Origin of the sequence: Sphingobium sp. (assembly GCF_035511395.1) — a bacterium.
In the GTDB taxonomy this organism is placed as follows: Bacteria; Pseudomonadota; Alphaproteobacteria; order Sphingomonadales; family Sphingomonadaceae; genus Sphingobium.
Genome location: NZ_DATKFP010000273.1, coordinates 1 through 11406, shown reverse-complemented (window position 1 = coordinate 11406; position 11406 = coordinate 1). Strand labels below are relative to the sequence as shown.

General features: G+C 62.0%; 11 protein-coding genes and 1 pseudogene. 5 read left to right on the top strand and 7 right to left on the bottom strand.

What is annotated here, in order from left to right; translation table 11 throughout:
- A partial coding sequence (locus tag VMR39_RS19025) for a penicillin-binding transpeptidase domain-containing protein (RefSeq protein ID WP_325417981.1) occupies positions 1 to 432 on the bottom strand: 432 nt, incomplete at its 3' end.
- Here VMR39_RS19025 and VMR39_RS19020 point away from each other — a divergent pair.
- Positions 398 to 685: a hypothetical protein gene (locus VMR39_RS19020; protein ID WP_325417979.1), complete on the top strand. Its 288-nt coding sequence runs from the start codon at positions 398 to 400 to the stop codon at positions 683 to 685. The genes VMR39_RS19025 and VMR39_RS19020 overlap by 35 nt on opposite strands.
- Before the next feature lie 7 nt (positions 686 to 692).
- Here VMR39_RS19020 and VMR39_RS19015 read toward each other — a convergent pair whose 3' ends face one another.
- From VMR39_RS19015 to VMR39_RS19000, 4 genes are all read right to left on the bottom strand, one after another.
- Positions 693 to 1640 (bottom strand): class I SAM-dependent methyltransferase, encoded by a 948-nt coding sequence (locus VMR39_RS19015; RefSeq protein WP_325417977.1) that lies wholly within the window; start codon positions 1638 to 1640, stop codon positions 693 to 695.
- 111 nt (positions 1641 to 1751) lie between these two features.
- The gene (locus VMR39_RS19010) at positions 1752 to 2408 is read right to left on the bottom strand and encodes a response regulator transcription factor (protein WP_325417975.1); all 657 of its coding nucleotides are present in this window, start codon (positions 2406 to 2408) and stop codon (positions 1752 to 1754) included.
- Positions 2405 to 4003 carry a sensor histidine kinase gene (locus VMR39_RS19005; RefSeq protein ID WP_325417973.1) on the bottom strand — a complete coding sequence of 533 codons (1599 nt, stop codon included), beginning with the start codon at positions 4001 to 4003 and terminating at the stop codon, positions 2405 to 2407. The genes VMR39_RS19010 and VMR39_RS19005 overlap by 4 nt, the downstream gene beginning before the upstream one ends.
- 56 nt (positions 4004 to 4059) lie before the next feature.
- The gene (locus VMR39_RS19000) at positions 4060 to 5211 is read right to left on the bottom strand and encodes a glycosyltransferase (RefSeq protein WP_325417972.1); all 1152 of its coding nucleotides are present in this window, start codon (positions 5209 to 5211) and stop codon (positions 4060 to 4062) included.
- A gap of 264 nt (positions 5212 to 5475) precedes the next feature.
- Here VMR39_RS19000 and VMR39_RS18995 point away from each other — a divergent pair, with 264 nt between their 5' ends.
- Positions 5476 to 6774: a M20/M25/M40 family metallo-hydrolase gene (locus VMR39_RS18995; RefSeq protein WP_325417970.1), complete on the top strand. Its 1299-nt coding sequence runs from the start codon at positions 5476 to 5478 to the stop codon at positions 6772 to 6774.
- 115 nt (positions 6775 to 6889) lie between these two features.
- Positions 6890 to 7759, top strand: coding sequence for a glutathione-dependent disulfide-bond oxidoreductase (gene yghU, locus VMR39_RS18990; protein WP_325417969.1), 870 nt, complete (start codon positions 6890 to 6892; stop codon positions 7757 to 7759).
- Positions 7760 to 7880: 121 nt separating this feature from the next.
- Here the strand turns inward: yghU and VMR39_RS18985 are convergent.
- Positions 7881 to 8494 (bottom strand): annotated as a pseudogene (locus tag VMR39_RS18985) (NAD(P)-dependent oxidoreductase).
- 98 nt (positions 8495 to 8592) lie between these two features.
- Between VMR39_RS18985 and VMR39_RS18980 the strand changes: the two are divergent.
- Positions 8593 to 8982 carry a helix-turn-helix domain-containing protein gene (locus tag VMR39_RS18980; protein WP_325417967.1) on the top strand — a complete coding sequence of 130 codons (390 nt, stop codon included), beginning with the start codon at positions 8593 to 8595 and terminating at the stop codon, positions 8980 to 8982.
- 77 nt (positions 8983 to 9059) lie between these two features.
- Positions 9060 to 10895, top strand: coding sequence for a DUF885 domain-containing protein (locus VMR39_RS18975; RefSeq protein WP_325417965.1), 1836 nt, complete (start codon positions 9060 to 9062; stop codon positions 10893 to 10895).
- 95 nt (positions 10896 to 10990) lie between these two features.
- Here VMR39_RS18975 and VMR39_RS18970 read toward each other — a convergent pair.
- A partial coding sequence (locus tag VMR39_RS18970) for a DnaB-like helicase C-terminal domain-containing protein (protein WP_325417963.1) occupies positions 10991 to 11406 on the bottom strand: 416 nt, incomplete at its 5' end.

Genomic DNA, 11406 nt, shown 5'->3' with positions numbered 1-11406 from the left:
CTGCTCCCTTGGGGAGATCTGCAGGGAGGCGCTTAGCCAGGCGTGGGTCAGGCCATTGCTCTTGCCGGGCTCCCCGGAAAGGTCTTGGTTGCCGTAGTCGAATGCCTTCACGTAGGCGGTATATTTACTCATGCCGAGCTGAAGGTTTGTCTGCTGCGAATACCAGATTACGGAATCTCGCATCCAACTTGCGGGGGTTTGCGCGTGCCGCCATTCGGGACGGGCGTCTATATAGCCTTCTTTGAAGGGCAGAAGCGGCTTTTCCGGTGTTTCAAGAATACCGCTGTCGAAACCCATCAGGCTGATCGCTATCTTGAATGTTGAAGCAGGCGACATCCGTCGGTCGCAATCGCCCTCCTCAAGAAGCGGCTTCCCAGTTTCCGCCGAGACAACGAGCGTGCAGATTATTCTCGTCCCTGCCCATGACGGCATCGCGCTCGACAGTTGGAGCCTCTGCATCGAATCCTGGTCGGTTATCGGACTGCGCATTCCAAGGCTGATGGCAGGTAATCCGGATTCCGTCCGCGAAGCGCAGCGTATGGTCGTCGAAAAGATCGAAGCCGCCGGGCGGCTTCAATGGATGATGCTGACTGGCGATCTCGGTGGCACTGGCGGCCAGGCCATGGCCCGGTCGATAGCCCATTATCGCAAGGCTGTGGCAAAGAACCGTCGCCGGCTGGATTGAGGCACCTTCAGCCGCCCGCCACCTGAGCCCCGCGATAGAATTCCACGATCTCGCGCGGCGAGATGGTCCGGTTGCTCTTGCGGCCCAGGAAGAAGGTGCCGCTAGCCGCATCCGATCCATAATCCGACCGGATCAGGGGGTCGAGCCATTGCAGCCATGAGAAAGCCATCTTGAATATCTTGCCGATGCGGCGTGACCGGAACAGGCTCTTGAAGAAATAGTCGATCGACCAGAGCAATTGCGTTCCCGGACCACCGCTCACGCCAGAGCCGACCAGCGCGAATTTGCGAAACAGATAGCGGTGTCCACTCTCTGTGAAGCGCATGAAGTCATAGGGGCCTTCATGGACGTGCTGAAGGAAGGGCGTCTCAGCATAGACCATGCCCCCCGGACGCAGCACACGCCAGATTTCGTCCACCACCGCCTGCGGATCGATGACATGCTCCAGGACCGCCTGGATCACAACCGCATCCACGGCATCGTCGCAAAGGGGAATATGATGCGCGTCTGCGATCAAGTGCGTATTGGCGGTCTGGTAGATGTCGAGGGCAATGACCCGCGCCATCGGGCAGTCATATAGCGCATCGGTCCCTTGCCCGATCGTACCCCCGCCGATCACCAGCACCGACGAACTACGCTGCGGCGGCAGTCCTTCCAGCAGCTTCGCGATATTCTCGCGCGTACTCTTCTTTTCCGGCGACAGCATTCGCTTGAACAGGCTTCGGCCGAATTCGAGTTTAGGCCGTTCGATCGGGCTGCTCGCAGCGGAACTGTGCAAAACATCAGGCGAAAGGACGGATGTGGCAAAATCCACGAGAACCGGCTTTCCGTCCAGTACGGGATAGACGAGCGGGCTATCCCCCGCCGTTTCGTAACCAGCTTCGGTGCGAACCAGCGGTTTGCCCGTCGTGGGGCACCGCAGCAACAATTCCAGCCGTTCGAGATTTTCGATCATCATCTTCGCCTCACCCGTCGCTGAAGAGGGGAGACTAGCGTGCCGACAATGCCACCGGATCAGCCCATGGGCCTAGCCAGCCATGATTAATCCTCTTGGATGAATTGGGCCTCAGCGCCGGAAACTGATCTCGCTCCGCGCGCCCGATCGCGCGACCAGCAGGGCGACCGCGGTCCGATTGTCCGCGCCGAGCTTCTCGAAGATGGTGCGGATATGGGTCTTAATCGTCCCTTCGGACAGGCCGAGCGCGCTGGCCGCCTCCCTGTTGCTGCGGCCATCGGCGATCATCAGCGCCACCTCCCGCTCGCGCGGCGTCAGCATAGCCAACGGAGAATTGTCCCGGCTCGCGCGAGCCCGACCGACCGCCGCCTGAAGGACATCCGGCGGCATCCATCGCTGCCCGGCGAGCACAGCTTCCAGTGCGTCGATCAATGTCGTACCCGCCGTTTCCTTGAGCACGATACCATTGACCCCGGCAGCGACTGCATGCACCGTCTCGTCGTCCGAAATCGCTGCCGTCAACAAGAGCCCGCGCCCAGTCCAGCCAGCCGCGCGTGCCTGGACGAAGAGTTCCAGCCCGTTCATCTTCGGCATGGCGATATCGATGACCGCCAAGTCGGGCCGCAGCGCGCTTATCGCCGACAATCCATGCATCCCGTCACCGCAGGTCGCCACAACCCGAAACCGGTCACTGCCGGCGATCAAATCGGCAAGCCCACGCACCAGTAGCGGGTGATCGTCGCATATCACGATCGATGCGGGCGTCATGCCATGGCACCTTTCGACAAGGTCGTGGGAAGCGATACCTGCAACATTAGGCCGAAATCCCCGCGCCTCACCTCCAGGTCGCCCCCCAATTCGCGCGCGCGCGCCGCCAGCGACGCCGGGACCGGCAATTCCGGTGCCAGATGCCCGTTGCCATTGTCCGCAATGCAAAGGCTCAACCGCTCCCCCTTGTCCATGATTGTCACGCGCAGTCGGGTCGCGCGCCCATGCTTGACGGCATTGGCGGTTGCTTCGGACAGCGCGAGGCACAGTTCCGTGGCGATCGGCGCGGTTGTTACCAGATGTCGCGGGACGATCTCGACCGATATGGCGCAGCCCCATTGCGGCTCCAGCGCTTCCACGAAAACGCCAATCTGGTCGGCCAGACAACAGGCGATCTGCTGTTTGGCGAAGGATCCATCGACCAGTCGACGAAGCCGTTTCTGCTGCTCCTCCAGCGACGCCCGGATATGCGCGACATGATGGCTCACTTCCGGCACGATCCGTTCCTGCTCCCGCAATTCGAGTACGGCTGCGGTCAAGCTTTGCAGCACGCCATCATGCAGATCGCGGGCCAACCGCGACCGCTCATTGAGTTCTGCCGCCGTGACATAATCGCGTACCAGCGAATGCTGTTCCAAATCGATGGCGATGCGGGCGGCGACGATCCGGGTCAGGATAGCAGTATCATTGTCGCGCGGCCCTTCCGACAGGAGGAACAGCCGGCCGCTATACCGGATGGTCAAAATGGCCGAATGATAAACAGCCGCCATATCAGCCGACGAAAGACCTGGCAAAGCTCCGATCCGCTGGAGTTCCTCGGCTTGCGTCCGCCAGTCCGGCATGCCGATCTCCGGCAGCTCCGCCCACGCGCCATCCCGCTCGATCACGCGAAAACGCCCCTCGCGCCACACGGCAATATGGGAACCGGGTTCATCGGGATCGCGCCACATCACGGCAATGGCATGTGCATTCAGCACCTTGGCGGCATGGCGGAGTGAGAAGGCGAGCCAGGGCTGGTCGACGTCGGGAACAAATTCATGCGGCCATTGCGCCAACTCGCCCAGTCTGGAGATGGTGCGGTTCCGATAGGCGATGAAATAGCCGAGCAACAAGACCAGAACCCAGCAGAAGACAGACCTGATGATGAGCACATTGGCATAGGATTCGCCGTCTGCGAGGTCGGGTATGGCCACGGTCAGCAGCACGACCTGCAACGCCGCGGCGACGCAGATCGTGCCTTGGATATTCCAATGCACTGCGGCCGATATGATCACGAAGATGAAGAAGATCAGGAAGGGGCTTTCCAGTTCGCCAGTAATGTAGGACAGGATACCGACCAGCAATATGTCGACGATCGTCGATCCGATCCGCAATACGGAATTGGCCGCAACCTTCCTGTGCAACAATAGAAGCAACAGGGCGAACCCGACATAGCTTGCGAGCAGTACGTAGGCGGTCGTCACGAACCGTTCGGGCTGAGTCGGGTCGACATAGACGGCGGCCAGGCCGAAGGATGATACGATCACCCGACCCAGCCCGATCCGGAACTCCGGCCCCGATGCACCTATCAGGCTCCACCAATGCCGTTCGGCCACCGGCGTGTTTCTCCCGCCGGGCGTAATGGAAAACGCCGGGGACGCCACCGCCCGGCTCATGTCCGCAGGGAACGCGGCTTATTCCCGAAAGCCGGGAACAGTCCATGATAGACCGACATCACCTGTTCGGCGTGGCGATGCTCACCAAAGCGCTCCTCCACCGCCGCTCGTGCGGCGACGACCATCGCCTCCGTATCGTCCCGCCGTTCCAGCGCCTCACCCATACCCGTAGCAAGCGCGTCGGCATCGTCGGGTCGCACCAGACGGCCCAGACGTCCCCCCTCCAGCGCATCGGCATTGCCCCCCGACCGGCTCGCCACGACCGGCGTGCCGACGATCATCGCCTCGACCAGCGTCCGGCCGAACGGTTCCTCCACCGCAGGTATGGCGAGCAGATCGCAAGCCGCGATCCAGTCCGCCCCCGGCGAGCGAAATCCCATTACATGGATGGCATCCGCGACACCCATTTTCTCGGCCAGCCCGAGAACCTGCTGCACCGAAATCTCGACCGCTTCGCCGAATATCGCTCCTGCGACCGGCATGCCAGGATGCCGACGACGTAGAGCGGCAATCGATTCCACGAACAGCAACGGTCGCTTGCGCGTGATCATCGCCCCGAAATAGCCAACGATCCTGGTCGATGGCGCAGCCTTGATGTCCTTCAGCAGCGTCTCCCGCATCTGCCTGCGGTCGACCATGATCTGCGTGTCGAACGGGCTATGGATGACATGGCTCTTGCGCACCGAACGTTCCATACGTCCGCGCGCGAAATCCGAGACGGAAATGACGGCGTTGGCCAGCAGCGGGGATGCAAAGCGCAATCCCCAGGCGCCCGGCCCGCTACGGTGATGCCAAACCAGCTTGGCGCCCGCGATCCTCGCCGGTAGCGCCCAGATGGCGGCAGTCCTGCCGTCATTCACATGCACCAGTCCGATCCTGTGTTCTCGCAGGAACTTCGTCAGGGTGGGAACCGCCAGTCCGGACGCTATGAACTTCCCGATCGAAACATGCCTGCCATGATGAAGGCTGATCAGACGCGGTGCAGCTACGAGCGGCACACCCGCGTCCCTGAAAAGATGCGCGATCTGATTATCCAAGTCGTCGACGATCACGACGGGATCGTACCGCGACCGGTCCAGATGCCTGACCAGTCCCAACGCAGAAAAATGACTGCCGCCGATCAGGTTGCCGGCAAATGGAAAGGCCACCCTAATGCTGCTGTCATGAGTGCGCCGCCGATCCATCGCCCGGAAATTAGGGCCGTCAGGACAGTTTGAGGAGCGCGCTTAGGGATTAACTCGAACGCGCTTCCAGCCATTGTCGATCCACGATCGGCTGCCGCGTCCCGCCCTTAAACCAGATGAACGCAAATGAAATTCTTATCTTGCCTATGCCAGACCATTCGGCCGGGCTAAGGCACGCCTGTTCCCGAACCGGCACGCGGTTCGGGAACAGACAACAGGGAGAATATGATGAAGCGAGTGGCGCTATGCGCGATCCTGGTTGGCACAGCCATGGCAGCCTCCATGGCAGGGGCAGTCCCCGTCCATACTCCCAGCGACACCCGCCTGATCGCCGCCATCAAGGCCAAGCCTGCGGTCAAGGCCGCTTTCGCCGCGCTGGAGGCCGAACATGATCAATGGGTCGAGAATATCGTCACGTTGACCGAAATTCCGGCGCCTCCGTTCAAGGAAGCGGCGCGCGGCAAGGCCTATGCCGACATGTTCCGCGCAGCCGGCCTGACCGACGTCGAAATCGACGAGGCGGGCAATGTGCTCGGCATGCGCCGCGGCACCGGCAAGCCGGGTGGCAAGCTGGTCGTCGTTTCCGCCCATCTCGACACCGTATTCCCCGAAGGCACCCCCGTCACCGTGCGCCGTGAGGGCAGTCGCCTCTACGCGCCGGGCGTAGGCGACGATACATCCGGCCTCGCTACCCAACTGAGCCTGGTCAAGGCGTTGATCGCATCGAATATTTCCGCGCCAATGGACATCTTGTTCGTGGGCGATGTCGGTGAAGAAGGCCTTGGCGACCTCCGCGGCATGAAGCAATTGTTCGGCAAGGGGAAATATAAGGACCGAATTGCGGCGTTCTTCTCGATCGACGATTCCTCGATCGACGGTCTCACCAACGGCGGTGTCGGATCCAAGCGTTATCGGCTGAACTTCAAGGGACCGGGCGGCCATAGCTTCGGCGCCTTCGGTCTTGTCAACCCCATGACGGCGATGAGCCAGACTGTGGTCGACCTTTACAACATCCCTGTCCCCAAGTCGCCCAAGACAACCTTCAGTGCCAGTGTCGTTGGCGGCGGCTCCTCTGTCAACGCGATCCCGCGGGAAGTCTGGCTGGAAGTCGACATGCGCTCGGAAAGTGCCGCCGAACTGGCGACGCTGGAACGGGCCTTCCTCCAGACGGTCGATAAAGCGGTGGCGGGCGAGAACGCCGCCAGGTCCACCAAGGATGGCGTGATCAGCGTCGAGAAGAAAATAGTCGGCGATCGCCCGGCCGGCAGCACGGCCGCGGATACAGCGCTCGTTCGGCAGACAGCGGCCGCCTATGGTGCTGAGGGCGTCGCGGCCCGCCTCAGCTTCAGCTCGACCGATGCCAATGTCCCGATGAGCCTCGGCATTCCGGCGATCACCATTCCCCGCGCCGCAAAGGGCGAACGCGGCCATTCGACCGATGAATGGATCGACGTCTCCGCGCCGGAATCACTGAAGGTCAAGCGCATGGACCTGCTCGCCATATTGGCGGCTGCGGGCTACCGCTAATTTCGCAAATGGCCGACATAGCGAAATAATCATCGATAGTTGAGAGCGGCTCGGTTGCGGGCAGCGGAGCCGCTTCCTACTTGCGGGCAAGATTTCAATATCGGAGCCAGCCCGTATGACCGACAGCTACACCCCGCCCAAAGTCTGGACTTGGGACAAGGATAATGGCGGCACCTTCGCCAATATCAACCGGCCGATCGCCGGTCCGACCCATGAAAAAGTGCTGCCCGTGGGCGAGCATCCGCTCCAGCTCTATTCGCTTGCCACGCCCAATGGGCAGAAGGTGACGATCCTGCTGGAGGAATTGCTGGCAGCCGGCGTGACCGACGCCGAATATGACGCCTGGCTGATCCGGATCGGCGATGGCGACCAGTTTTCCAGCGGCTTCGTGGACGTCAATCCCAACAGCAAGATTCCCGCGCTGATGGATCACAGCGTCTCGCCCCCGCAGCGCGTGTTCGAATCCGGTGCGATCCTGCTTTATCTGGCCGAGAAGTTTGGCAAGTTCCTGCCCACTGATCCGGCCAAGCGGACCGCCGCGTTGAGTTGGCTGTTCTGGCAGATGGGCGCTGGCCCGCTGCTGGGCGGCGGCTTCGGTCATTTCTTCGCCTATGCGCCAGAGAAATACGAATATCCGATCAACCGCTACACGATGGAGGTGAAGCGCCAGCTCGATGTGCTCGACCGGCATCTGGCCGCCAATGAATATATGGCGGGTGACGAATATTCGATCGCCGATATCACGATCTGGCCCTGGTATGGCGGAGTCGTGCTGGGTCGCGCCTATGATGCGGCGGAGTTTCTGGATGCGCCGAGCTACAAGAATGTCCTGCGCTGGGCCAACCAGATCGACGCGCGGCCTGCGGTGAAGCGCGGGCGGATGGTCAACAAGGCGAACGGGCCGCTGGAGGAACAGCTGCACGAACGTCATAACGCCGGCGATTTCGAGACGAAGACGCAGGACAAGCTGGAAGGGGCAGCGTAAATTCGCCGTCCCGTTCGCTTCGAGCCAAGTCGAGAAGCATCAAGCGCTGCTCTGCCGTTTAGCTTTGCTGAACTCGGCTTTGACTCGTTTCTCGACACGCTCGAAACGAACGGACGTTTCTTCAATAGCCCACGGTGAACCGCGCACGACTGTGCCGGGGCTGCTCGATCTCGTCGACCAGCGCGACGGCATAGTCGGCATAAGAGATGCTGCTGTTGCCGTCCGCATCGACCAGCAATGCGTCCTTGCCGAGGCGGAAGCTGCCCTTGCTGTCGCCGACGAAGAAATAGGCTGAGGGCGACAGAAAGGTCCAGTCGACGTCCTCCACGCCGCGCAGATAATCGAGGAAGGCCGCACCCTTACCGGCTTCGGCCTTGTAGGCGTCGGGGAATTCCGGCGTAGTGATGAGGGCGACGCCCGGCGCAACCTCCAGGCTGCCGGCGCCGCCGACCACCAGATAGCGTGGCACGTCCGAGTTCCGCACCGCGCCGATCAGCGAGACGGGGTCGGTGTCGGAGAACATGACCGCGCTAACCACCGCATCATGGCCACGGATCGCCTCCTCCAGCCCGGCGGAATCGTTCACGTCGCCCGCGACGGCGATGACGCCATCGATTTCGACCGCATTTTCGGGATGGCGCGAAATGGCCGTCACCTGTGATGCCCGCGCCGCGCCAGTTCGGCCCCGATTTCCTTGCCCGCGCGGCCGCTGCCGCCGATGATCGCTACCTTCATGCCCGGTTCTCCATGGGGTGGTTACTGATGGAGATCAGGCTATCAAGGTCGCAAGAAGGCACTGTGCCGTCATCTGGTTACGCCAAGGATACTGCTCCATGACCGCTCCCCTGCCCCTTCGCCTGGGCGACGCCTACAATCCCGATTGCCCGACACGTCAGATACTCGACCGGATCGGCGACAAATGGGCCGTGCTGGTGCTGCTGACATTGAAGGACGGGCCGGTGCGGTTCAACGATCTGCGACGGCGGATCGGCGCGATATCGCAGAAGATGCTGTCGCAGACGCTCAAGAGCTTGGAACGGGACGGGCTGGTGAGCCGGGCCGCCTTTCCGACCGTTCCAGTGACGGTCGAATATGCGCTGACGCCGCTGGCAGGCGGGCTGATCGGCATTTTGGACGAGATCACGCGCTGGGCGGAGCGTCATGTGGGCGACATCATGGCGTCGCGGTGCGCGCATGATGGGGAGGCGTCGCTGGCCGCGTAACAATATTGCAAATATCTGGACGAAGCGTTTCAGCGGCTTAAGACAGTGTGCGGTCAAGACATAAGGGAGTCGCCACCATGGATCGCCGCCAGTTTCTTTCCTCCGCAGGCGCCGTCGCGCTTGCCGGCGCCGCACCGCGCGCATTGGCTCAGGTCGCCGGGGCTCAGGTCGCCGGCAATGACGATGCGCGGCTGTCCGCGGCCTTTGCCGCGATCTTCGAAAGGGCGCTCGATTTGTCGCCTGCGATGGTGACGAGCCTTGGCCTTGACAAGGGCGCGCGCGCCGGGGCGAAGAGCCAGCTGGACGACAACAGCAAGTCGGGCATGATGAAGAAACTGGCCGCGACCCAGGCTGCGATCAAGGAATTGCAGGGGTATGAGAAAGCCAGCCTGTCGGACGCGCAGCGCCTGAATCTGGAGGTCGTGCTCTATTCACTGGGCCAGCAGACGGTGGCCCCGGCCACCTTCGGCCTCAACAGCGCGCAGCGCCCCTATCGCATCTTCCAGCAGGGCGGCAGCTATTTCCAGACGCCCGATTTCCTGAACACCGCGCATACCATCAATGTAGCGGCCGATTGCGAGGCCTATGTAGCGCGGCTCGACGATTTCGCGCGCAACCTGCGGACCGACACCGCGCTCCAGCGGGACGAGGCGGCGCGAGGTTATCTGGCGCCGGGCTGGTCGCTGGAACTGACGCTGGGGCAATTGAAGAAGTTGCGCGGGCAACCGGCGGCAGAGAGTTCGATCGTCCAGTCGCTGGTAAAGCGCGCCACGGCGAAAGACATTGCGGGCGACTGGCAAGGTCAGGCGACAGGGATCGTAGAGAAGGCCATCTACCCCGCGCTGGACGAGCAGATCGCGGCGATCGAGGCATTGAGGGCCAAGACGGCGGCGGGCGATGGCGTATGGCGGACGCCGCGCGGCGACGAGATTTACGCCGCCGCGCTCAAGCAGGCGACCACCACCGACCTCAGCGCCGAACAGATCCACGCCATGGGGCTAGAACAGGTTGCGGACCTGAGCGCGCAGCTCGACACGATCCTGAAGGGCGCAGGGCGCGCGGACGGGACGATCGGCGAGCGGCTGGCGGCGCTCAACGTCGACCCGGCACAGCTCTATGCCGACAGCGCGGAGGGACGTGCAGCGCTCATCGGCCAGCTGAACCGCGACCTCGACGCAATGAAAGTCAAGCTTCCCAATGCTTTCACGACAATTCCCGATACGCCGTTGGAAATTCGCGCGGTGCCGGTGGAAATTCAGGATGGCGCCTCGAACGGTTATTATAACCGGGCCGCTCTGGATGGATCGCGGCCGGCCATCTACTTCATCAACCTCAAGGATGTTGGCGACTGGCCAAAATATGGCCTGCCGTCGCTGACCTATCATGAGGGCGTGCCGGGGCATCATCTCCAGATTTCGACCGCGCAGAATGCAGGCGACGTGCCGATGCTCCGCAAGACCGCTTTCATGAGCGCCTATACCGAAGGCTGGGCGCTCTATGCCGAGCAACTGGCGGACGAACTGGGTGGCTATGCGACCCCGATCGACCGGGCGGGCTATCTCCAGTCCTTCCTGTTTCGGGCAGCGCGATTGGTGGTCGATACCGGCATTCACGCCAAGAAGTGGAGTCGCGAGAAAGCGACCGATTATATGGTCGAGAAGACCGGCTTCGCCCGCCCGCGTTGCCAGCGCGAGGTCGAGCGTTACTGCACCCAGCCGGGCCAGGCGACGAGCTACAAGGTCGGCCATGGCGTCTGGAGAAAGGCCCGTGCAGCGGCGCAGGCGGAACTGGGCTCTGCCTTCGATATCAAGCAGTTCCACGCCATTCTCGAGGAAGGAGCTATGCCGCTGTCGATGCTGGAGAAACGGGTTGCGGCGCGGGCGAAGGCGGCGAAGGGGGCGAAGGGGGCATAAGCCCGTTCCGTTCGCTTTGGGCGAAGTCGAGGAGTAGCTGGCGCTACGCCCGTTTCTCGACTTCGCTCGACACGAACGGAGGTTAATTTGCCGGATTATTCGTAATCCAGATCCTGATAGCTGTCGTCCGCGATGTCGGAGAAGCGGGTGATCTTGGCGTCGAACTTCATGCGGATGCGGCCGGTGGAGCCGTGGCGCTGTTTGGCGACGATCACCTCGGCGAGGCCGTAGATGCGCTCCATATTCTCCTTCCACGCAGCATAGGCGGCCTCGTCGTCGGGCTTCGGCTCCTTGGCGGCTTCGTAATAATCCTCGCGAAACACGAACCAGACCATGTCCGCGTCCTGCTCGATCGAGCCGGATTCGCGAAGGTCGGACAGCTGCGGCCGCTTGTCCTCACGCTGCTCTACCGCACGACTGAGCTGCGAAAGAGCCAGAACCGGAACATGAAGTTCCTTCGCCAAGGTTTTGAGACCACGCGAAATTTCTGAAATTTCATTCACGCGATTCT